Origin of the sequence: Pseudoalteromonas sp. SCQQ13 (genome assembly GCF_015864415.1) — a bacterium.
Classification (GTDB): Bacteria; Pseudomonadota; Gammaproteobacteria; order Enterobacterales; family Alteromonadaceae; genus Pseudoalteromonas; species Pseudoalteromonas nigrifaciens.
Window position 1 is genome coordinate 41,184 of the sequence record NZ_JADYXG010000006.1, and the last position, 22,191, is coordinate 63,374.

General features: G+C 37.0%; 19 protein-coding genes. 10 read left to right on the forward strand and 9 right to left on the reverse strand.

Going from position 1 to position 22,191, the window contains the following annotated elements; all coding sequences use genetic code 11:
* The first annotated feature begins 230 nt into the window (after positions 1-230).
* Positions 231-1,442, forward strand: coding sequence for a porin (locus I6F41_RS06540; protein WP_197107951.1), 1,212 nt, complete (start codon positions 231-233; stop codon positions 1,440-1,442).
* An 801-nt stretch (positions 1,443-2,243) separates the two neighbouring features.
* Here the strand turns inward: I6F41_RS06540 and I6F41_RS06545 are convergent.
* The gene (locus I6F41_RS06545; RefSeq protein WP_197107953.1) at positions 2,244-2,744 is read right to left on the reverse strand and encodes a GNAT family N-acetyltransferase; all 501 of its coding nucleotides are present in this window, start codon (positions 2,742-2,744) and stop codon (positions 2,244-2,246) included.
* A 151-nt stretch (positions 2,745-2,895) separates the two neighbouring features.
* Here I6F41_RS06545 and I6F41_RS06550 point away from each other — a divergent pair, with 151 nt between their 5' ends.
* Positions 2,896-3,099: a hypothetical protein gene (locus I6F41_RS06550; RefSeq protein ID WP_011328256.1), complete on the forward strand. Its 204-nt coding sequence runs from the start codon at positions 2,896-2,898 to the stop codon at positions 3,097-3,099.
* Between the two features lie 89 nt (positions 3,100-3,188).
* Here I6F41_RS06550 and I6F41_RS06555 read toward each other — a convergent pair whose 3' ends face one another.
* Positions 3,189-3,386 (reverse strand): CPXCG motif-containing cysteine-rich protein, encoded by a 198-nt coding sequence (locus tag I6F41_RS06555; protein WP_011328257.1) that lies wholly within the window; start codon positions 3,384-3,386, stop codon positions 3,189-3,191.
* 448 nt (positions 3,387-3,834) lie between these two features.
* Here I6F41_RS06555 and I6F41_RS06560 point away from each other — a divergent pair, with 448 nt between their 5' ends.
* Both I6F41_RS06560 and msrA read left to right on the forward strand, forming a co-directional pair.
* Entirely contained in the window at positions 3,835-4,356 is a 522-nt protein-coding gene (locus I6F41_RS06560; RefSeq protein WP_086996965.1) for a TetR/AcrR family transcriptional regulator, read from the forward strand.
* A gap of 815 nt (positions 4,357-5,171) precedes the next feature.
* The gene (gene msrA, locus I6F41_RS06565; RefSeq protein WP_197107955.1) at positions 5,172-5,771 is read left to right on the forward strand and encodes a peptide-methionine (S)-S-oxide reductase MsrA; all 600 of its coding nucleotides are present in this window, start codon (positions 5,172-5,174) and stop codon (positions 5,769-5,771) included.
* Between the two features lie 97 nt (positions 5,772-5,868).
* Here the strand turns inward: msrA and I6F41_RS06570 are convergent, their stop codons facing one another.
* Both I6F41_RS06570 and I6F41_RS06575 read right to left on the reverse strand, forming a co-directional pair.
* Complete coding sequence (locus I6F41_RS06570; RefSeq protein ID WP_197107956.1) at positions 5,869-7,980, reverse strand: TonB-dependent siderophore receptor; 2,112 nt, start codon at positions 7,978-7,980, stop codon at positions 5,869-5,871.
* A 758-nt stretch (positions 7,981-8,738) separates the two neighbouring features.
* Positions 8,739-9,659: a transposase gene (locus I6F41_RS06575; RefSeq protein WP_197107958.1), complete on the reverse strand. Its 921-nt coding sequence runs from the start codon at positions 9,657-9,659 to the stop codon at positions 8,739-8,741.
* A 361-nt stretch (positions 9,660-10,020) separates the two neighbouring features.
* On the opposite strand from I6F41_RS06575, the gene I6F41_RS06580 reads away from it, so the two are divergent.
* Positions 10,021-11,214 carry an acetyl-CoA C-acyltransferase family protein gene (locus tag I6F41_RS06580; RefSeq protein WP_197107960.1) on the forward strand — a complete coding sequence of 398 codons (1,194 nt, stop codon included), beginning with the start codon at positions 10,021-10,023 and terminating at the stop codon, positions 11,212-11,214.
* Between the two features lie 352 nt (positions 11,215-11,566).
* Here the strand turns inward: I6F41_RS06580 and I6F41_RS06585 are convergent, their stop codons facing one another.
* Positions 11,567-12,424, reverse strand: a complete 858-nt coding sequence (locus I6F41_RS06585; RefSeq protein WP_041454433.1) for an AraC family transcriptional regulator — start codon at positions 12,422-12,424, stop codon at positions 11,567-11,569.
* A 268-nt stretch (positions 12,425-12,692) separates the two neighbouring features.
* Here I6F41_RS06585 and I6F41_RS06590 point away from each other — a divergent pair, with 268 nt between their 5' ends.
* The 4 genes from I6F41_RS06590 to I6F41_RS06605 all read left to right on the forward strand — a co-directional run bounded on the left by I6F41_RS06590 (position 12,693) and on the right by I6F41_RS06605 (position 16,983).
* Complete coding sequence (locus I6F41_RS06590; RefSeq protein WP_011328267.1) at positions 12,693-12,881, forward strand: hypothetical protein; 189 nt, start codon at positions 12,693-12,695, stop codon at positions 12,879-12,881.
* A gap of 118 nt (positions 12,882-12,999) precedes the next feature.
* Positions 13,000-14,379: an NAD-dependent succinate-semialdehyde dehydrogenase gene (locus tag I6F41_RS06595; RefSeq protein WP_197107962.1), complete on the forward strand. Its 1,380-nt coding sequence runs from the start codon at positions 13,000-13,002 to the stop codon at positions 14,377-14,379.
* 386 nt (positions 14,380-14,765) lie between these two features.
* Positions 14,766-15,395 (forward strand): response regulator transcription factor, encoded by a 630-nt coding sequence (locus tag I6F41_RS06600; protein WP_089368324.1) that lies wholly within the window; start codon positions 14,766-14,768, stop codon positions 15,393-15,395.
* Complete coding sequence (locus I6F41_RS06605) at positions 15,382-16,983, forward strand: MASE1 domain-containing protein (RefSeq protein WP_197107964.1); 1,602 nt, start codon at positions 15,382-15,384, stop codon at positions 16,981-16,983. Before I6F41_RS06600 ends, I6F41_RS06605 begins: the two co-directional genes overlap by 14 nt.
* A gap of 28 nt (positions 16,984-17,011) precedes the next feature.
* Here the strand turns inward: I6F41_RS06605 and I6F41_RS06610 are convergent, their stop codons facing one another.
* Positions 17,012-17,554 (reverse strand): hypothetical protein, encoded by a 543-nt coding sequence (locus I6F41_RS06610; protein ID WP_011328271.1) that lies wholly within the window; start codon positions 17,552-17,554, stop codon positions 17,012-17,014.
* 210 nt (positions 17,555-17,764) lie between these two features.
* Here I6F41_RS06610 and I6F41_RS06615 point away from each other — a divergent pair, with 210 nt between their 5' ends.
* Positions 17,765-18,481: a metal-dependent hydrolase gene (locus tag I6F41_RS06615; protein ID WP_197107965.1), complete on the forward strand. Its 717-nt coding sequence runs from the start codon at positions 17,765-17,767 to the stop codon at positions 18,479-18,481.
* Between the two features lie 168 nt (positions 18,482-18,649).
* Here I6F41_RS06615 and I6F41_RS06620 read toward each other — a convergent pair whose 3' ends face one another.
* The 3 genes from I6F41_RS06620 to I6F41_RS06630 form a co-directional block, all read right to left on the reverse strand.
* Positions 18,650-20,524, reverse strand: a complete 1,875-nt coding sequence (locus tag I6F41_RS06620; RefSeq protein WP_197107966.1) for an AAA family ATPase — start codon at positions 20,522-20,524, stop codon at positions 18,650-18,652.
* Between the two features lie 162 nt (positions 20,525-20,686).
* On the reverse strand, positions 20,687-21,163 hold the full coding sequence (locus I6F41_RS06625) for a hypothetical protein (RefSeq protein ID WP_182683719.1): 477 nt from the start codon (positions 21,161-21,163) through the stop codon (positions 20,687-20,689).
* Between the two features lie 290 nt (positions 21,164-21,453).
* Positions 21,454-22,065, reverse strand: a complete 612-nt coding sequence (locus tag I6F41_RS06630) for an excalibur calcium-binding domain-containing protein (protein WP_197107967.1) — start codon at positions 22,063-22,065, stop codon at positions 21,454-21,456.
* Positions 22,066-22,191 lie beyond the last annotated feature (126 nt).

The following is a 22,191-nucleotide window of genomic DNA, read 5'->3' on the forward strand; positions in this document are numbered from 1 at the left end:
AAATTCACCTTTATTTTTTTAATTTCTAATACCAAACAACTACCCAGCAACTCAAAGCATTAAAAAAAGCAACACTACAAAAACAAAATTAACGCTTGGTGAATATTTGCCATTTATTTTGTTTATTGCGGGTGATTATTTTTCACTTTTGAGCATATTATTGCTTTGTTAGTCTTCAACCCCACAGATATACCCCAATAAAAAAGCATCAAATTTACACAAGGCAACAAATGATAAATAACAAGTTAGCAACTCTACTAAGCGTAAGTATTTTAGCGGCTCCAGCTGTATCAGCAGTAGAAGTTTATAAAGACGATAAAAATGCTGTCTCTATTGGTGGTTATATTGACGTTCGTGCGATCAATACCCAAAACCAAACTGAAATAGTAAATGGTGCCTCGCGTATTAACTTTGCTTTTAAACGCCAATTAAAAAATGATTGGGAAGCACTGGCCTTAATTGAATGGGGTGTAAACCCTGTTGGTAACAGTGATATTGTTTATAATAACCGTTTTGAATCTATTCAAGATGAGTTTTTATATAACCGCTTAGGTTATGCCGGCTTATCGCATGATAAATATGGTCAAATTACCATTGGTAAACAATGGGGTTCGTGGTTCGATGTTGTTTACGCCACCAACTACAGCTATGTGTGGGATGGTAACGCAGCAGGTGTTTACACATATAATAAAGACGATGGCGCAGTAAATGGTACCGGTCGCGGTGATAAAACGCTGCAATATCGCAATACTTACAACGACTTTGAATTTAGCGTACAAACGCAGCTAAAAAACAGTGAGTTTTACACTTGTGATGTAAGCAATATTACAGAAGCACAGTGCCAAACAAAATGGGAAGCTGGCGATGCGACAGCACAAAAAGTAGAGTTTAATTACACTTTTGGTGGCGCAGTAACTTATAACGTAACCAATATGCTTACGTTAACTGCCGGCATTAACCGCGGTGAGTTTGACTTACACTTTGGCGATGGCACAACTCGCTCAGTAGAAGATATAATTTATGGCGCTGGTATTATTTGGGGTAACATTAACGCACCAGGTTTATACGCTGCCGCTAACATTAATAAAAACGAAAACCATGATACCGACAATCTGGGTCGCTTAATTAAAGAAGCAGTTGGTATAGAAACATTTGTATCTTACCGTTTCGATAATGACTTTAGACCATTTATTGCATACAACCTTTTTGATGCTGGCGACGATTACGTAATTCAACCTAACTTTAACGCCGACCCTAACGATGTATTTAAGCGTCAATTTGCCGTTATTGGTGTTCATTACTTACTTGACGACAATACCCAGCTTTACATAGAAGCACGTAAAGATTTTGGTGACTTTGAAAGTGCTAATAAAGAACAACAAGCACTTATGGAACAATCGGAAGATGACGGCATCGCAATTGGTTTTAGGTATATACTTTAAAGCTTAACATAGTTTTATAAAGGCCTTGTTATAGAGCATAACAAGGCCTTTTTTATTGGTTTTAAGTTTATAGCATCACTCAGCCATGCTGCTTTGAATGTCTATTTGGGCGCTTAAAACTATATTTACAAATGTTGTACTTACGTCATTTTTTAAATTGAATTTGTAGTGGACTTTGCGTACTTACATTCTCTAGCGTTATAAAATGACATCCTCACTGTAAAATTTCTTGTGCACAATACAGTCCTATCACCCCACTCCTAAACATTACAATCTCGGTTACTAATATTTGCATATGCCTAGGTTTGCTAACACTATTTGGCGAAAACCCGACTTATTTACTTTCACATTTATGGCCTTGATTAACAAGAGCAACTAGCTTATCTGGATAGACCGCATGGCTAATAAATTCATTGCTAATTGTGCTTCTTAGTAATGGCCTTGAAAACGCTATATCAATTTGCTCTGTAGCTGTCATTTCAAATAACGTTACGTGCACTTGCATATAGTAGGTTGTATAAGTGCGGACCAAAGCCACCATAAAAGTTAAACACGCCGAACTCAAATGTGCAATTTAAGTGAACCGGATAAGTCGTCAGGATCTCAGATATTGTAATTTGAAATAAATATCTGCGCTTAGCATTTACTACTCCCTGCTACTTTATAAATTTAACACCTTTGCTAAGGTATTACTCCCTCTCAGCAAGTATGATGTGTTCTTTACTGTGTTTACTTATAAATAATTACAGTAATTACGGAGGTAACGTTTAGATTTAAACCGGCTATTGTAGCACGTTAACTCTATAATAATTTATACCAAAGTGAACTGTTATCACTATTTTGTACACCACACTTTGGCGTAAATCCTAGCTTTATTAGCAAAGCGTGTGAACGTTGGTTGTGTGTACTCACCTCAGCATACAAATGTTTTAATTGTAATGCAGGCATTACTGCCATAAAACCTAAAAGCACTTCTTGCATAATTCCTTGTTGCCAAAAATTTGGGTGTAGCTCAAAACCTATAAAAGCAGTTTGCTTGTCTGTATTTATTTTGTATAAACCACACGAGCCTAACAATTGGCCATTGCTGTTATGCTCAATTGCTAAGCGCAATACACCCCCTTCGTAATAGCCGCTAATATCGTTTTGTATTAATTGCTTTACCTGTTGCTGGCTAAGCGGTGTTTGGTAATCGTTATATTGAGACACTAAAGGATGATTTAAAATGCCAAACAAAGCTGCGCCATGTTTGTGAGTTATTAAACGCAAGGTAACTCGCGGTAGTGTTATTGTTTTAAACATGCAATTACCAAAATTATAAATTTTTGAGCTACCTACTACTTAAATTCAATATTTGTAAAAATAGCTATTAAGCAATAAATAGCACTTTATATAACAGTATTATTAACTTACCATACTGCATTAACAAGCAATATATTGAGAGTAATTAGCCATGAGTGACGATTTTAAAGTAATACAGCCCACTACCACGGTTTATTGCCCTGAGCGCGGCGAAGGTTGGACCCTAACGGGGATTACTAATATTAACGAGTTCACTTCGGTGATGTTTGACGGCACGCGCTACACCCTTCCCGCTCGCGAAATTATAGAGCAGTTATTGCCAAACCAATTAGCAAGAGAGCAGCAAAATAAATAACGACTTTTTAGCTTACATAAATAACCAAAAGGCTGCTTTGATAAAAAGCAACCTTTTAGTTTTAAATTAAATCTGCGAGATTATAAAAGTTAAAATGCATCATCTTCACTGTATACATTAACACCAAGCTCAGCATCAGCATCTTCAAAAACTTTAAAAATAATTGGCTTACAACATACCTGGCAGTCTTCAATATACTGTTGGTCTAAATCTGCAGCATCTAGTAAAACGTCAATTGTTTCGCCGCAATAAGGGCAGCCAATCGATTTTTCGGTTAATTGATTCATTTACACACCAACCATTATAAATAAAGTTATTTTAGTTAAAATGCAGCTATTAAACAACATATCCTAAGTATTACACTGTGCTAATTTTTATAGCATTTACGCGAGTAAATATTATCGCTTATAACCAAGCTATTGGTTTATTTTAATGCGCTTAAATAAGGCAATAAACTCTAACTTGAGAGTTAGATAAACAAACTAGAACCTGTAGAATGAACAAATACATGTTTGCTATAATAATAACAATGCAGATTATTAATTGAGCATGCTCACAATAAAAATGAGCACACTCAATTACTATTTACTTAATTTAGTAAGTAGCGAATAGTCAATAAGCATTTGCAAGCTTGAAATAGGGTACTCAATTGTTTTTAATGCAGTTTTATAAACACTTATTTTGCACTTACAAACATTACTTAATAAAACTAGTAGAGAGCAATACACAAATATAATGGATAAAAAACAGAGAACACGTAATAAAATTTTAGTATCTGCTTGGGAGTTATTTTTATTACAAGGTTACGAGCATACCTCAACCCGAGAAATTGCAACAGCTGCTGGTGTGGCTGTGGGCACTGTATTTAGTCATTTCGAAAATAAAATAGACTTATTAATTGCCGGAATGCAGCAACAAATTACCGCTATAATTAATCAAGCTCGCGCATCCGATAAACAACACTCTCCTAGATTAAAGCTGCGTCATTATGCACATCCCCTGTATTATTTTTATTGTGAAAACAGTGAATTTAGTAAAATACTTATCAGTAATGTTATTTGGCAAGCAACCTTTTTTAGTGAGCAAGTAAGCCTGTTTAAACAGTTATTATTTCAGCAGCAAACTCAAATTGATGACGTAAAAGCAAGCGTAATGATTGACTGCTACTTTATGACTTTAATTAGCGGGTTAAACGAGCAATCTCCCAATGCCGATGCTATGTTAAGGCAACTTACCCAAAAAATAGCTTTGCTATAAACAGAGCACTATATAATTACTGGTAACTAAAACGGAGCATCGCTATGCGGTAAGCCCCGCCCTTTACTTATGATAAAGAAAACATAAAGATTAGCGCTATTGCTAAACTATACTCACCCACAGCAAAGCATGATGTGTTCTTTTTACTCATAACTTTGTCCATTAAATCTAATAATATAAAGTATAAATAAAATAAGCTCTGAATAAGGTGTTTAATACACTAGCCATTTCTTATTAAACTCCTATTCTGCACTTTAATAAGTACAGGTAATATTATACATTCCCAAACAATTACTGTATATAAATACAGTTGCCTGCAATATTGTAACCCAGCTAAGTAAACCGGCACCATTTAAAGTTAAAACTTTATATATAACAACCTATTATAAAACTGAATTTATACATAAAGTTTATTATATAAAAACAAACACTGTACGCACACAGTCAACGCCATTTGTGCTAAATATCTTACTTCCCTACTTTTTAAATACATACCCCCACCAGCGGTATTGGCAGTTAACATTTTATAAGCTTGTGTACTAAGCACCTACCCGCTATCTTTTTGCTAATGCCTAGTTGTGATCCACCGGCAATAAGCATTTTATTAGTTTTACTGTTCTTAAAATTTGCTAACAAGCTTTGCGTTAGTCTCAAAAATAGGGTTTAGGCTTTAAAGTGGGTTTTATTAAAGTGGCCTCATTCACTAAAGCGCGTTGCGGCTTACAAATAAAAATGAAATACGTTTTACTAATAGCGGGTCTAGTAACTATACCAATATATTTATTTATACATTCATCAAACAGATGCGAGATTTTATGAAAAGAATATTAGCCTTAGCGTTAACATCATCCGTTATATTTTATGCATCGCTCGCCCATGCAAACAAAACCGAAAAAGCCGTTTTAGCCGGAGGTTGCTTTTGGTGTATGGAAAGTGATTTTGAAAAGCTAGCAGGTGTAACCGATGTAATATCGGGTTTTACAGGAGGTAAACTTAAAAACCCAACTTATAACGGCAATCATCGTGGTCATTATGAAGCTGTAGAAATTACTTACGATCCTGCAATAGTTAGCTATAAAGCTATACTCGACCATTACTGGGTAAACATTGATCCCTTTGATGCTAAAGGCCAATTTTGCGATAAAGGGCCAAGTTACCTAAGCGCTATTTTTGTAGCTAACGAGCAAGAGCGCAAATTAGCAGAGCAATCTAAACAAGCAGTGAGCAAACAGTTCCCAAATAAAACCGTGGTTACCCCTATACTAAACACCAGTACCTTTTACCCAATTAATGGCGATGAAAGTTACCATCAAGATTATTATAAAAACAATCCTATTCGCTACAATACCTATCGCTGGCGTTGTGGGCGCGACAACCGTCTAGAAGAAATTTGGGGCGATAAAGCAAACCATTAAAGTACCCACAATAAAATACCTTACTCAATACTAGATTAACTAACAGGCTGCTTATACTAACCAGCCTGTTATACGTTTTTAAAATACGTGTAAGGTATTAAAACTTAAACGAGGCAGAAAATCTAACGCTACGAGGCGTGCCTGGTTGCACCCAAGCGTCTGAAAATGAGCTGATATAATAAGTTTCATTAAATAAGTTATCTAGCTCCCCTGTTAGCGTTATTGAGTCTGATACGGCGTAACGCATAAATGCCCGAGCAGTTATATAACTTGGCAGTGTAAAGTCGGTACCAAAAAAGCCATTTCGATCTCCCACATAAAGTAAACCACCACCCAATTTTAATGCTTTTCCATTCACTTCTGTCGACTTTACCAACTGTAAACTCAATTGATGCTGAGGAATATTTAACAGCGAGCTGCCTGCAGCTATATTTAGGCCAAAGTTGCTATCGTAAAATGAATTTTTGGTTGTTGCATCAACATAAGCATAAGACGCCCACAGGTTTAAGTTATTCGTTAGTTGACCATTTATATCAATTTCAAACCCTTTACTTTGCGCCTCCCCAATAGCGGCACTGGTAAATGCTGTTGGATCGTCTACTACCAACATATTTTGTTGCTCAACTTTAAATAAGGCTAAGGTGCCCACCAGCGCACCGTTATTTAAACTAACCTTAACGCCTACTTCCTTTGAAGTTGTTTGGTTTGGTTTAAAGCCGTTTCCCTGCGCGTCGGTACCCGAAAGCGGACGAAAGTTTTCACCATAAGCCGCATAAGCCGATATAAAGTCAGACACCGCATACACAGCCCCTAATTGCGGACTAATACGCGATTCTGTTTGTTTATACCCTGTATTAGTTAAACGATTATTAAGTGTTTGCTTAAAATCGTCTAAACGCGCGCCAAGACGTATATCTAGCTTATTGGTTAAACTTATTTGATCTTGTATAAATACGCCCAATGATTGCTGAATTTCAATACGATCAGTATGAGTGGTGGGTGCAGGTAGCGCATAAGCACCATACTCTGGGTTATATACATTAATATATTGATCGCCCTTTACCTGTAGTAAAAACTGATCGTTTTCAAATTTATCGGTATCAGCCCCTATAGTTAAACGATGCTCAAACCCTGCAAAATTAATATCGCCAGTAACTTCGCCGCGTAAAACCTTATAGTTTGCACTGTAATCTCGATAACGCCTAAAGCGATTAACCTCATCATTCACTACACCTGCAAAACCAGTTTCAGTGGCAAAACCGGTTAACTTAGTATCACGGTAATTAGCAGCAATTAATACACTCCAGTCGTCATTAATATCATGCTTAAGTTCAAGCTGATGGCCAACTACTTGTGCTGTAATAGGGCCATCACCCGGCTCACCTAAAAATCGGTTTGCAGGAATAACCCCAAGCTCACCATTTATTGCTAACACTCCTCTATCAAAAGGTATTGTTTGCTTACTGTATTCAAGTTCGTAAATCAGTTCACTATTGTCGTTAATATACCAAGCTACTGATGGGCTAACGCCTTGTTTGGTTTTTTTAATGGTGTCTCTAAAGCTATTTGAATCTTCATAAAAACCGATCAGTCTAATTGCAACATCATCAGAAACCCCAGTGGTGTAATCTATATCAGCCCTATAAGTATCCTCACTTGCAACAGCAAGTTTTAGTTCGCCTGCGGTATCAAATGTTGGCCGTTTAGTTATTAAGTTAACCACTCCGCCAGGTTCTCCCCGACCAAATAACGCAGCACGCGGCCCTTTTAGCACCTCAACCGAGGCAATACTTGACAGATCTCGCGTACCACCCAAGCCCCAGCCTATATTAAAGCCATTAACTAAGTAGTTACTCGAGAGGTTTTCATCTCCTGTAAAACCACGTAAAGCAAAATTATTTAACAGGCCACCAAAGTTATTTTGCCTAGCAACCGAAGCAGATAGATCCAATGCTTGGTTTAAATCCCATGCGCCAGCATTTTCAAGCGTTGCTAAATCGATTGTTTGCTCAGCTTGTGGTGTTTCTAAAGGCGTAAAGTTACTGCTGTATACATGGCGCGAGCCTATCACTGCAACCCTCTCTATAGCTGTATTAGCCTGATTAATTAGCGGTGGTTGCTCAAAGGCTGAGCTTGTTTGGCTGGTAAATAAGAAAACTAAACAAGCAGATAAATAAGTAAGCTTACGCTCTTTAAAATTGGTGTTCATTGTTAACCTTGTTAATTACATAACTAAAATTGAATTGCAGCCTAAAGCAGTAACTAGTGCTTAGTACTTATAGGCTGTTTGCAAAGCTTGGCATGTGAGGTAATGCCGCTTTTGTTGGATTACGTTTAAAGCATTGACGTTTATAAACGTGCTGTAGCTTATAAACTGGTTATACAAATTTACGGCCATAGCCGTGTGATTAGAATTAATTAACTTACAAAATGACATGCCTAGCGTGATCATCACCAGCGGCGTGTAATTAATACTAAATACCCAGGTACGTGCTCATATAAGCATTCGTGCGGTACGTATGATTTAAGGTGTAGCCGTAGGCTAAAATAAATTCGGTGTGTTTGGTTAAGTGCTGTTGCTGCAAAGCGGCTTTATATTAAAGATAATACTGGGCGCCGTTTTTCGATAAAAGTCCAAAAAATTCAATAGATTAAATTGGCTTGTTCACCCTTGCTATTATCCATACTATATTGAGTAAACTAAAGCTGGCAGTCTTATACCATAAACAGTGTTTATTGCAATATTGGCATGAAGTTATTTATTATTAAAAATGAGACTGGCATATTAAAAAGGGATTAAAATGGGACAGGCACATATTACCTGGTTTATTTAACCTCAAAGTTCGTCATCGTTATTTACTAATTCCCTCTCACTTCTACGCTCTATTAAAAATGGGACAGGCATATGTTAGTTTCAAAGGTGGTTTGTTAAAGTTGTTGTTTAAGTTATCGCTGAAGGTGTGGCGCTCACCCTGCACCTTTGTACCATTTAACATCGTTATTCGCGGCTTGCTGCTTTAATCGTTGTTTACTCCCTGCAAAGTTTGAATATTTATGCCTAAATCGTTGAATCGATTCAAGCCATTGTGCTTCTTCTATATTCAGAGTAACTAGCACTTTAGGAATTGCTTTATTTATATATCCTTTTTTGTTTGGAGAAATTTGACGACCACTCCAATCTACTAATTCTAGGTAATCTAGTAACGCAAAAGGTATAGTGGGTTTTATGTTGTTAGCGCAAAATGGCTTTAGCTGACTTGGTTGACTTTGATCTTGAACACTATCTTTTTGCTTTGAGGGGTTATTTGTTTGAACCGTATTTTTAGTAAAGGCTGTCAATTGCGCTATACGTTCTTGAATAGAAGTAAAATCACTGTCTTCTAACGTACCGGCCATGTTTGCTCTAATAGGATTTAAATCGACATAGGCCATGCAACTAAGCAATGCGGTTTCATCTAATAATGCTTGTGATTTATAGCGCCCTTCCCAGTACTTACCTGTGCAGCTATCTTCCTTATTTGCTTCACGGGCAATGTATTCATTTAGGTTTTTCATATACCAGCTTATGTCGTAAAGTCTTTCTCGCCATTTAGCTATAATTTCATTAACGCAAACTAAACTCGCATTATCTAACTGCTCGCCTTTTAAGTAACTATCCACCAAAGCGTGGCCATTATAAAGCCTATACCAGCGTTCAATTACTTCACTATTTGCCCAATCTAGTGTCTGCTTTCTATTAACATTTACAACTAAGTGATAGTGATTACTCATAATTGCGTAAGCTGCAATCTCTATGGCAAACACACTACTTAACAACTTTATACGCTCTACTAGCCACTCTCTGCGGTGATCAAAGTTTTTACCTGTGTATTTATCATCACCACACAAAAAAGCTCGCCTAACGCATCTAGCTATTAAGTGATAATAAGATGTTGATGCCAAATCAATGAGATTTTTTCTTGCGCGTGTCATAAAATACAAAACCAATAACCACTGGATATAATAACAGTAGTAGCTAATGTGAGTTTTGCAAATACTTTGTACCTGTCCTTTTAAATCCTCTTTTTAAATCTCTTTAAAGCAAAAACATAAAATGATTAACAAAGTTATATATCAACTCAACGCCTGCAGCTTTAGTTTATTTTAAAATTATGTTTTGATGAATTAAAGTCAACCTTTATCCTTTTGCTCTTTTAATATCATTTAGAATAAAGTGGATACAAGCAAAAAAAATAATAAAGAGAACACAATGACAAAATTTAATAACAATAGCGTAGTAATATTAAGCGCAGTACGCACTGCTATCGGTGGCTTTGGTGGCAGCCTTAAAAACTTCACTCCCGCTCAGTTAGGCACTATGTGCGCCAAAGAAGCATTAGGTAGAGCCAATATTTCACCAAAGCAAGTTGGTTCATGTGTGGTAGGTAAAGTGATACATAACGGTCCTAAAGACGCGTATTTGTCGCGAGTTATTGGGCTAGATGCAGGGTTACCAATTTGCAGTCACGCGGTAACACTCAACCGCTTGTGTGGTTCGGGTTTAGAAGCCATTATACAAGCAGCACAACAAATTCAATTAGGTGATGTAAACGCAGCTTTAGCAGGCGGAGCAGAAAGCATGAGTAGCTCAGGCTATACTCTAGCAAGTAATCGTTGGGGCCAAAAAATGGGTGATAGTACAGTAGTTGATGAGCTAACTACCACATTACAAGACCCATGGGACAACACCCCTATGGGCGTTACCGCTGAAAATATTGCAGAAAAATATAGCATTAGCCGCAAGCAACAAGACGCTTACGCAGCACAAAGCCATCATAAAGCGGCTAAAGCCATTACCGCAGGCTATTTTAAACAGCAAATAATGCCCATCGAAATTAAATCTCGTAACGGTAATCAAATTTTTGATACTGACGAGCATGTTCGTGCTGACACAACGGTCGAAAAACTCGCCACCTTAAAACCCTACTTTAAACAAAATGGTACAGTCACCGCAGCTACCTCATCAGGTATTAATGATGGCGCAGCCATGTTAGTGCTTATGTCGGAGCAAAAGGCCAATGAACAAGGCTTAAAACCACTCGGTCGCCTAGTCGGTTATGCCAGAGCAGGTGTTGAGCCTTCATTAATGGGCACAGGGCCTATTCCTGCTGTGCAACAGGTGTTTGACAAAACTGGATTAACTATTGATGACATGGACGTAATAGAATCAAACGAAGCCTTTGCCGCACAGGCATTATGCGTAGGCAATGAGTTAAACTTTCCTGAGCATAGAGTAAACCCCAATGGCGGAGCTATAGCACTTGGCCACCCTGTTGGCGCAACCGGTGCTATTTTATCAACCAAATGCCTGTACGAACTGAAACGCATTAACGGTAAATACGGCTTGGTCACTATGTGTATTGGTGGCGGACAAGGTATAGCTGCTATTTTTGAAGCGCTTTAGTTATAAAAGATTTTAAAAGAAATAGCGGCTAAAAATAAGCCGTTTTAATTTAGTAAAAATAAAGTTTTGATTAGTAAAGGACATGATTATTAAAGGACAGGCATAAACCTGTTAATTGCTTTATGCCTGTCCCTTTATTTTCCTAGTTAAAATGAGTTTATTAGCAAATAGCCTGGGGTATAGAATCATTCATATTCCTAACCCACCTAGGAAAATGGCTTAGAAAATATCAGGGTTTAATTTACGGCACTGTTAATTATTTTATGCCTGTCCCTTTATATCTTTATGTCCCTTTATTTCTTTACCTTTATTTCTGCTTTGTGACCATCTGGAAGACTGCTGTTGCGATGCTTTAATCCAAGTCATTATTTGGACTGATGCCAAACAGTCGTTTATATTCTCGGCTAAACTGGCTAGGGCTTTCATATCCTACTTGCAAGGCAATGTATGATATTTGCGCGTCATTGATTTTAATCAGCCGTCGCGCCTCCATTAATCGTAAGTTTTTTTGATACTGTAGCGGACTCAACTGAGTAATTTTCTTAAAGTGTTGGTGAAACCCTGAAACACTCATACCGCAGCGGCTTGCCAAGTCTGCAATAACCAAAGGTTCATCTAGATGTGCTTTCAGCCAATCGACTGCTTGAGCAATACGATGAATATGGCTGCCATTCGTTACCAGTTGGCGCAGCTTATCGCCTTGTTTTCCTGATAGTAATCGATAATAAATTTCTTGCTGTATTAAAGGAGATAGAAATTCAATATCATTTGGATAATTAAGTAACTCTATCAATCGATCAAACGATGGCATGATAGAGTCATCTAATTGCCATTTGATTCCAAAATAACCCTCGTCTATATGTTTTTTAGGTGGTATTTTAGCCAGAACGTCGCGAATCATTAGCAAATTTAATTTCATAGATAATACAACAACAGGATTGTCTAACGAAGCCTGTTTAATATGTATGTTCAATGGAGCGTCTACTGGACAAAACATCAGGTTAGTATTGTCAAACTTTACACAATCTGTTCCTAAGTAAACCTCGCGCTCGCCTTGTAAAACAATACATATACTAGGCTCTAGGACGTAACCGATTATTTTTTCTGGCCTGTCGGCACAATGAAATACTAAGTCTGGAATATCTGATTCGATGGTTTGGTTCTTAGGGATTAATCTAAGTAGTTGCTCAATGTTTGTTTTCTGCATCATATTTTACTTATTTTTAGAACCTGATTGACAGTACAAATTTTTATAGGATTAGGCAACACATTTGTAGGACTATTATAACGAATTATTAAGCTGTCCCTTATAATGATCGCATCACAAAATGAAAGTATTACACAGCTTAGGCAATAGCAGCCGGTGATCGGTTTGGGCATACAAGTCTTGACAATGGTTCACTAAGTTTTTGATTTGGTGTTCTTTCAAGAACCAGATAAAAAGGGTTTTAATCCAGAACAGCTGTTTGTGATGGGTTATGCAGCGTGTTTCGATAGCGCGCCCTGAACATGGCAGCACAACAGTTAAAATTACCAATTACAGCTTCAATACATCTGCTCAAGTCGGTCTTGGTATGAAAGCCGATAATAGCTATAACTTAATATATATAGATCTGTCTGTTGAAGTATCACGTATTAACAATGTGCAATCACAAAATCTCATCTAACCTGTCCTTACTCTAATGCAACATTTAGTATTGATGTACGCTTACATGTTGCAGTTGTATAAATAATAGTTGTACTCAGTGAGTCACTATAAATGAACTTTTAATCCAAGGAATATTTATGAGCGAATATAAAGTAACCAATCCAGCAACTGGCAAAGTTGAAGCCAGCTACCCTACTGCAAATGAACAAGATATTCAGCAAGCCATCACAAAAGCTGATGATGCCTATAAAGAATGGCGTAACATCTCTCTTAGCGAGCGCAGCGCACTTCTGCACAAAATTGCAGATATCTATATTGAGCGTCAAGATGAGCTGGCAAACATGATCGCTGTAGAAATGGGCAAGCCTGTAGCCCAAGGTAAAGGAGAGCTCGCTCTAGTCGCTGAAATATATCGCTATTATGCAGACAACGCAGAACAGCTATTAGCACATAACCAAATCAATGTAGCCGAAGGCTCAGCTTTTGTAGAGAAACTGCCAGTAGGCGCATTGCTAGGAATTATGCCGTGGAACTATCCGCATTATCAAGTAGCACGCTTTGCAGCACCTAACTTTATGGCAGGCAATACAATTATTTTAAAGCATGCCCCGCAGTGCCCTAAAACGGCAGAAGTAATTGTCGAAATTCTTAAAGATGCCGGTTTACCAGATGGCGTATATAACAATGTATTTGCTACCAATGATCAAGCCGCAACTATCATCGAAGACAGCAGAATACAAGGCATCTCATTAACAGGTTCTGAGCGTGCAGGACAAGCAGTTGCTAAAATAGCAGGCGGCGCCCTTAAAAAGGTCGTTTTAGAGCTTGGCGGTTCAGATGCCTTTATCGTTGCAGCAGATGCTGATATTGAGCGAGCAGTAGCAGATGCCATCACCGGCCGCTTTGGCAATACAGGACAAGCTTGTAACGCCGCTAAGCGCCTAATTGTCGTTGAAGCCGTTTATGATAAGTTTGTACAAGGCTTTGCCGATGCGGTTCGTGAGATGACGTTGTCTGATCCATTAGATCAAACAACCTTTATCGGACCGATGTCCTCAAAAAGCGCTGCAGTCAATTTACAAAAGCAGTTAGATGAAGCAATAAAAGCTGGTGCCACCGTTCTAATTGAAGGCGGCATTGTCAAAGACAAGCCAGGCGCTTGGTTTGCTCCAGCAGTACTTACCAATGTCGATAACTCAATGGCTGTTTATAGCGAAGAACTATTTGGTCCTGTTGCTGTTATTTATAAAGCTCGTGATATCGCTGATGCGATCAAAATTGCCAACGATGTTCCATTTGGTCTTGGTGCGTCAATCCAGACTAAAGACTCAGAATTGGCAGCTGAGATTGCTGATCAGTTAGAAGTCGGCATGGTGACCATAAACGCACCTTCTGGTACTGAAGCCAACACCCCTTTTGGCGGTGTTAAGCGCTCAGGCTTCGGTCGTGAACTTGGTACCCTTGGTATTACTGAATTTTTAAACTACAAATTGATTCGTAATAAAACCAGTGCATAGATTTAAAGTATAATTCTTATAAATAAATAACAAAAAGCCTAGCGTTAACATGCTAGGCTTTTTTGTTGCTCACTGACCCGTCCTGAAATAACTTTACGAACAAGGAGCTTATAAATAGACTTATCCATCTAAGAGCAAACATAGACTTTCAAATAACCACCAGCCCAAACTATAAATCTTCTAGAGATTAAGCTAGCTGACATTAAATTCCACAGCTTATTTTTAGTAAGATCGTGAAGTATTCAAAAATTTAGGCACTGTAAATTATTTTATGCCTGTCCCTTTATTTTTTGCCTTTATTTTTCTACCTAATTACCCTTTCTAAGATTTTTTCCTAGCCAATACTTACCTATTACCATGTATAATAATTTTAAAGGGAGATATAAATGCACATTGGTATCATAGAAGATCATCAACTAGTAAGAGATAGCTTTAAAAAGCTACTCGAATTACAGCCAGATTGGAAAGTAATAATAGAAGCTTGCAGCGTAAATGAAGCAAAGCTTGCGGTTGAACTAGAACAACCCGATATATTTATAGTGGATATATCGCTTAACGGTAAAGAAACCGGGCTTACTTTTTTATCTTACCTTTTTGAGCATTTTCCTAACATTAAAACCATTGTTGCCTCCATGCATGACCACGAACCCTATGTGAGTAACGCTTTGCGACTTGGCGCGTTAGGTTATGTGTCAAAACGCTCTGCTTCTGAAGAATTAATAGATGCGGTTAAGTCTGTAGCTTTGGGTAAGCGCTATATAAGCGAAGACGTAAACTTTGCCCTAACCACAGAAAGTAGCGCACTTACGCTACTAACAAATCGAGAAATAGAGGCCTTACCATTATTTTCTAAGGGGCTTAATGCCAAGCAAGTAGCACAAGCATTAGGAATAATGCCTAAAACTGCTCATGTCCATAAGGCAAATATATACACTAAGCTTAACGTTACAACTTCATTCGAGCTGTTAAAAATTGCAATAGATGTAGGAGTAATACAACTAGATGAGCTTACTTAGCCTATCCCCCTCGTTTAGTTTTTTTATTACTACAGCTTTTAAACAAGTAACCAAGCAGTTACTTGTTGGGCTTGTTTATTTTGTTATATTTGCTGCAACTTTTTGGCTCAGCAAAAATCTAGAAACAGTCCCCGAAAGCAGCGCAATTTTTATTCCTGCGGGCATTAAAATTGCCTTCTTTTTACTTTTACCTACAAAGTATTGGCTAACTTTATGGGTAGCATCTCGTCTTCTCGCTGCCTTTGTGGGTGCTTTTAATAATGAAGTTTTAGCTCTTGCACAATGGGATTTTAATTTATTTCATGGTTTTTGGCAGGAGCTTTGCTTTGTTGCGCTTATTTATATTTTAAAAAACAGCCGTTGGCCGCCCAGTATTAACGATAGCCAAGGTATACTTTCGTTAATATTACTGGCTGTTGCTAGTACATCTATTAAATGGTTTGTATTTGCTAGTGCGTTTGAATTTACCAATATACTGGTTGCTACAGAATTATTACAGTACCAGTTAAATATGTGCCTTGGGGATATTACCGGCACACTATTAGTCACTCCGCTAATGATGCTAATTTTTAGCGTGAGGCATAAATTAAATAAATCGCTATTACTAAAAATGATGCATTTAGGGGCTGCTTTATTGTGCCTTTTATTAATTGTAATTTTTGTATATGCACTACGCCCCGACACCTACCCGCTACTAAGGCTCGCCTCGTTATTACCCATTATTTGGTTTTCGTATAGGTTTGGCTCTTTGGGCGCTGTAACCAGTGCCACGTTAATTAATAGCTTAATTATACTCGAGGCAAGCTTTACTCATGCCCCTGAAAACACTTATATAAGCCAGTTATTCATTTTAGCAAATGCAATTACCAGTATGGTTTTAGGCGCTGCAATTACTGAACTAAAACGTAAAAATAATGAGTTATATAAAACGAACCTAGAACTCAGAAAGCAGTTAACTAAAAACACACACCTTGCGGCTAAAATGGTTAGCGTACAAGAAAATGAGCGAAAACATCTTTCTCAAGAGTTACACGACGAGTTGGGTCAAAATCTCACTGCTTTAAAAACTGACTTATCTATTTTGTCTCACATGAGTAATAAAGATACTCAGTCGTTTGTTAAAAGCTTAAAAACGAATGCCAATACCATGTACGATTCGGTATACCAATTAATGCATTACCTTCGCCCACGCGAATTAGACGAACTTGGCTTAAATAAGGCAATAACAGCCGGGCGACTAAAAAGTTTACTGCATAAGGCAAAAATTAATTTTCAGGCCGACTTTAAAATTCATAAAGCCCTGTCAAAAGATCATGAAATAGCTATTTATCGAATATGCCAAGAAGCTGTAACTAACTGTGTTAAGCATAGTAATGCCAGCAAAATGCATATAGAACTCGTAACCGATAATAATTTTATTACACTAACCATTAGTGATAATGGCAGTTTAGCAACACCTGCTAACAACTCGGGTAATTATGGTTTAGCTTTTATTGAAGAGCGCGCAATGGCATTGGGCGGAACTTTTGAAGTGTGTGTAAAAAATGGCTTTACCATTAAGGTAAAGCTTCCTTTTTACTTTGATTAGTTAGCACATTGCTTAATTTGTAAATTGCTTAGCAAATAAAAACTTGTTTAGTATAAAACTTTTGCCTTAATTGGCCTGCTTCTATATGTTCGGGATTAACTTGTATTTCAGCTTGGTTACCTATTAGCTGCAGTAGCATACCTTGTGCTATTTGGCTGTTGCCAAGCCTTGACTTTACCACCACTTGCTTGCCTATAGCGCCTTGTAATCGTGGCTTTGGCAAACTAGGTTTGCTAATTGGTTTTAACCCTTCCGACTTTGCAAATAAGTTTACGCAGTGCTGCTTAGCTGCAACTATCAAATCGTCTTTACCTTTAACCACGTCAACATTATTTAATAAATGGATAAATGCTTGATTAGCTCTATCAAACTCTGTAGACACATCAGTTAAACCCCGTATAGCTGCCCATTTTCGAATGACTATATATTTACCCTTTTTAATACGCGCTAAACTAATTGAGGCACCTGTCATTTTGCTATACCACTCAATACGATAGCAAAATGAGCCTAGGCTATGTAAAAACACCGTAATATTGCCAAATTCCTTTGTGCTTGCTTCAATTAAACTCATTTTACTTCCCTAACGTCCTAGTTAAATTGAGTTTATTAGCAAATAGCCTGGTATAAAATCATCCATATTCCTAATCCATCTAGGAAAATGGCTTAGAAAATACAAGTGGATTAATTTACGGCACTGTTAATTATTTTATGCCTGTCCCTTTATTTGTCTTAAAGAACATAATTGTTAGAATGCCCTCCTATTTCCCCATCAAGAGACACAATGGCAAATTTCAATACTCATCTTAATACTGCGCTAATCATCACAGGCTTAGCCTCAGCCACCTTATTATCTGCAGAACATATTGATTTAAAGGGCGCGCTCTGGTTATGGTTTTTAGGTTCAATCGGCGGTTTATTACCAGATATAGATTCAGATAACTCCACATCTCTCGACACTATTTTTAACTTATTTGCACTGAGCGCTGTATTACTGGTACTGCATTACATAACCACTGAGCTAATTATTAAAATTAGTTTTATCGAGTTAATTGTCGTGCCGTTATTGGTTTACGGATTTATGAAATATATTATTAGACCACTTTTTGAATGGATCACAGTACATAGAGGCAGTTGCCACTCTTTACTATTTATACTGCTATGCGCGCTATTAACAACACAAGTAACATGGGAACTGAATGATCAATCAACCCCACAAGCAGCCACTTTTGCCTGGTTAACGGGTGGATTTATTTTACTAGGAGGATTAATTCATTTATTGCTGGATGAAATTTACAGTGTAGATTTAAGTAATGTCACAATTAAACGCTCTTTCGGGACCGCTCTAAAAATAGCTGACTTCAATAATAAATTAATTACATTATCGTCAATTATTGCCATTGCAGGTTTAATCTATGTCGCTCCCCCTACAAAACAAACTATCACAGCGTTGAGTGATTGGTCTCACTTTAGATTTCAATCTTTAAAAATTAGATTTTAAGCCCTCTATACGCATAATGATACGCATAGCGAAATCAAGTGAATAGCATTGACACCCACCCTAGTTTTTTCAAAGTGATTAGCGTGGGTGTCATCATAATTTTATTCTTTGTGTTTGTTTCAATTAAACTCATTCCACCTAGGGAAATAGTTTATAAAATACCAAGATTTAATTTACGGCACTGTTGATTATTTTATGCCTGTCCCGTTTCATCGTTTCACACATTCCAATTATCTCGTCAATGATAGTCACAAGATCTTCACATATTTCATCCGAGTTTATAGAGTTAATATACTCTTCTCTATCGAAACTAACTCTGAAATAGGAATTTATTCCCTTAAGCACTGGTTTTACATCTTTGACAAATAGAGCTTCTGTACTGCTTGTTCTATCTGAGAGCTTAAACGTTTCAGGAATCACTAATCCGTGTTCATTTATTAGATAATCTCTTACAGAATTAACATCTTTAGGGATTTCAGTATTTCTACAATTACTGACTATATACCGACTTATAGCTTCAGGAATTATTAAATAGTTTTCAATCTCTCTGCGCCTTAAGGTTCGATACTTCATAATTACATATTCGCCAGAATCATCTCTTTGTTCATCTTTACCATTGTCAAATAATTGAATATTAGTAGTATTATAATTATTGTCATCTAAGTCCCTTAGACTATAAGCTATTATAGGGCTACCCGTTTCTTGGAGTATCTTTTGATTGAGTTCAATGATTAGAGTTTTTCGTTCTTTATGTTTTTTATTTGTGACCCACTCAACCAGATTTTCAGGCCAGACCTTTCCTGATTTTTCACATAAGCTCTTAAGAATACGCGTGTCACTTGCATTCTCTACCAATAGTACTTTCTTGTGCTCAATCATTGAATCTAAAAGAGGGAAGTATTTGCTACCAAGCCCCTCCAAAACCAGTACTTTTTCTTCATTATTTTTTAGATATTCTGCTTTTGAATTCTCAACATGTAAGACCTTTTGGTAATCAATAAGTTTTATTAGATCAGAGCTATGACTAACCATAATAACTTGTTTATTATTTTCTTCGCATATCTTTTCCAGCTTTTCTAAAAGCAACGATTGCAATGAAGAATGTAAGTGAGCGTCAGGCTCATCTAAAAGGAGAATGTTATTGTTTTTATCTAGAGCTAGAGCAAAGACACTTAGCCATTGAAGAAAGCCGCTACCTTCAACCATAAGATCTCGTTTACTCGAAATATTCCTTTCTTTTTCTTGGGTTTCAGGATTTTTAAACAGATCTAAAACATCAACACTTATGAAGTTATGAAACTGACTATCGAAATCATGGACATATAAATTCACGTGAAATACGTCAGATAATATTGTTTTTAATTGTCGCCATTCTGTATCTACTTCTTTAAGTCTATTTTGGTCAGCCTGTGTTAATCGCTGCTTGCTTGGAAAAAGCTCGTTTTTGCGATTTTCAATATCGTTTTCATGTGATTTATGTAAATCTAACAACAAGTTTCGAATAACAGAGCCAGCTTGACCTTTTCCAATAAGCTTTCTTCTGTCTGCAATTGATAGCCAACTTTCATTTTCATTCATCCCACCGAAAGGAGGAAGGTATGCTATCGTTGGGATTACATCAGATTCAGCAAGGTTAGAATCTGATTTCTTGATGGCAAAATTATTTCCGTTAAGTGTATAAGCTATTTCTAAATAAAGACTTCTGTTTTCTGATCCTTTCCAACCTACTTTTATCTTAAGTTGATATGACCCGTTCGTCTTCTGATCTTTCCATAAGTATTTCAATGAAGGGATGCTAATTGGAGAAAAAGATTCCGAGGGAATACCTAGCCCTTTCTTTTCGATATTATACTCTTCAAAAAGTGATTCTTTACCACGATAATTAACCAGTAGAATCTTAGCATATTCCCACACTGCCAAAGCATGCAGAAGGCTAGTTTTACCAGAGTTGTTAACTCCAGATACTAGAGTTAACCCCTTTTCATTGAGATCAACATTGATCTCTTCGAATTTTTTAAAATTCTTTAATTCTATCAGGTTCACTCAGTACTACCTTGTATGAATATAACGCCCGCATAACGGGCAAATAATGCTTGGCTAAAATAGTGAACGCAGTGAACAAAAGCCAAGCTTTATTTGTCCCTGTTAATGCGCTTGTTAGGCGCACATCAGGAAACATAACTTAATTAATAAACAAGCTGGCTTTTAAGAAATATCTGAACCATCTATCATACATAAGTTATCTTGTTCAATTGCGTCCTTTAATTCAACAATATCCCGTAAGAAAAGTTCACTAGTATTAGGGATTGCTATTCGAAAGGTATGCTTTAACTCTATAGCTTTAACGCTACCATTTGGAAAAGAAGCATCAAGTTCTTTTTCAATTGCAAACAGGCCATTCCCGTTAGGTTCTATATTAAAATCACCACCATCAACTATATGCCTAACGACACAGTTGCTTACAGTCGGCAACTCTTCTTTTCCGATATCTATAGTTGTAATTTGACCTTTATGATCTGAATCTAACCTTCTATAAACATAAATAACGGCTTTATCTTCGACAGGTTTAAACTCGAGTAATTCCTTATATTCTTCAGTCCCTTTTTGAGCTGTTGGTATTGTTGTACAACCACTAGTTAAAATTGTTGCAGCAATCGCTGTTGCTATAAAAAGCTTTTTCATATGTGTACTTATCCTTGTTGGAGTTGTTGTTTAATTAAAGTGATACGCAATGATGGCAGTGCGCCTAACAGCTTATTGAACACCCCAAAACGGCGCATATTACGTTGTTCGACAAAAAACAAACAACTCATTTATAAACAGATAGTTACAACTGCTATTTTGTAACCTTTATAATTTAATCCCAAAACAACTTTAATAATGTTATGGGACAAAACCTACAGCACTGTACTTATATACAGTATCAAATTAAATTTATTTTTTATAAAAACGCATCTGCAATTATCACCTATTTAAAACCTTGAATCATTTTCACAAGGTATTCCGTCGTTATCGCCATCCATTTTTGTATTCGGGCAGTTATTAATAAAAAATACAGCTTCGGCTCGTGAGGTCATTTGGCTACAGTGTTGCCTGCCATCACATGTAAAGTTTTGGGTGCTTTTAGGAATAACGATTTTTGGGTATTTCTCATCAAAGGTGGTTAAGTCGGCATTGGTAATAACGGGGGTGTTGTTTTTATTGCCTGCATGAGTGTTTGCGAAGTACCTATTGTATGCGCTAAAACCTATGCTTAATATAATTACCAGCGCAACAAGGTTAGCTAAAGTGCTCGACTTCTTTTTTGCTTTACTCATTTTAAAGGGTTTATTAAAAGCAGCTGTTTTTTCTAATTTGCTTTCTACTTTGCTTTCAATTACGCCTTCAATGCGGCAGTTTACGGCTTTGCTTTTACCATTGGGATCAGTAGCTACCTCAAAATAGATAGTGTCGCCTACTTTGGGTTTGCGGCTCATGTGTTTAAGCGAAGATATGTGTATAAAGGTGTCGTGTGCAACGCTGCTAGATTTAATAAAACCATAACCTCGGTTGTCGTTCCACGACGTTAACAATCCTTTGTTCATTGGTGTTCCTGATTTTTATACTTTTTATTAGTTATTTTTTATGTGTTACTTATGCAAACTATACGTTTCTAAAAGTGGTCGGTAAACTTATTTTAAGTAATTTTAAAATTAAACTACTTTATAGCC

Excerpts from the sequence above, each read along its gene's own strand:
- I6F41_RS06540 (WP_197107951.1), top strand. The coding sequence starts at position 231 with ATGATAAATAACAAGTTAGCAACTCTACTAAGCGTAAGTATTTTAGCG.
- I6F41_RS06545 (WP_197107953.1), bottom strand. The coding sequence starts at position 2,744 with ATGTTTAAAACAATAACACTACCGCGAGTTACCTTGCGTTTAATAACT.
- I6F41_RS06550 (WP_011328256.1), top strand. The coding sequence starts at position 2,896 with ATGAGTGACGATTTTAAAGTAATACAGCCCACTACCACGGTTTATTGC.
- I6F41_RS06555 (WP_011328257.1), bottom strand. The coding sequence starts at position 3,386 with ATGAATCAATTAACCGAAAAATCGATTGGCTGCCCTTATTGCGGCGAA.
- I6F41_RS06560 (WP_086996965.1), top strand. The coding sequence starts at position 3,835 with ATGGATAAAAAACAGAGAACACGTAATAAAATTTTAGTATCTGCTTGG.
- msrA (WP_197107955.1), top strand. The coding sequence starts at position 5,172 with ATGAAAAGAATATTAGCCTTAGCGTTAACATCATCCGTTATATTTTAT.
- I6F41_RS06570 (WP_197107956.1), bottom strand. The coding sequence starts at position 7,980 with ATGAACACCAATTTTAAAGAGCGTAAGCTTACTTATTTATCTGCTTGT.
- I6F41_RS06580 (WP_197107960.1), top strand. The coding sequence starts at position 10,021 with ATGACAAAATTTAATAACAATAGCGTAGTAATATTAAGCGCAGTACGC.
- I6F41_RS06585 (WP_041454433.1), bottom strand. The coding sequence starts at position 12,424 with ATGATGCAGAAAACAAACATTGAGCAACTACTTAGATTAATCCCTAAG.
- I6F41_RS06590 (WP_011328267.1), top strand. The coding sequence starts at position 12,693 with ATGCAGCGTGTTTCGATAGCGCGCCCTGAACATGGCAGCACAACAGTT.
- I6F41_RS06595 (WP_197107962.1), top strand. The coding sequence starts at position 13,000 with ATGAGCGAATATAAAGTAACCAATCCAGCAACTGGCAAAGTTGAAGCC.
- I6F41_RS06600 (WP_089368324.1), top strand. The coding sequence starts at position 14,766 with ATGCACATTGGTATCATAGAAGATCATCAACTAGTAAGAGATAGCTTT.
- I6F41_RS06605 (WP_197107964.1), top strand. The coding sequence starts at position 15,382 with ATGAGCTTACTTAGCCTATCCCCCTCGTTTAGTTTTTTTATTACTACA.
- I6F41_RS06610 (WP_011328271.1), bottom strand. The coding sequence starts at position 17,554 with ATGAGTTTAATTGAAGCAAGCACAAAGGAATTTGGCAATATTACGGTG.
- I6F41_RS06615 (WP_197107965.1), top strand. The coding sequence starts at position 17,765 with ATGGCAAATTTCAATACTCATCTTAATACTGCGCTAATCATCACAGGC.
- I6F41_RS06625 (WP_182683719.1), bottom strand. The coding sequence starts at position 21,163 with ATGAAAAAGCTTTTTATAGCAACAGCGATTGCTGCAACAATTTTAACT.
- I6F41_RS06630 (WP_197107967.1), bottom strand. The coding sequence starts at position 22,065 with ATGAACAAAGGATTGTTAACGTCGTGGAACGACAACCGAGGTTATGGT.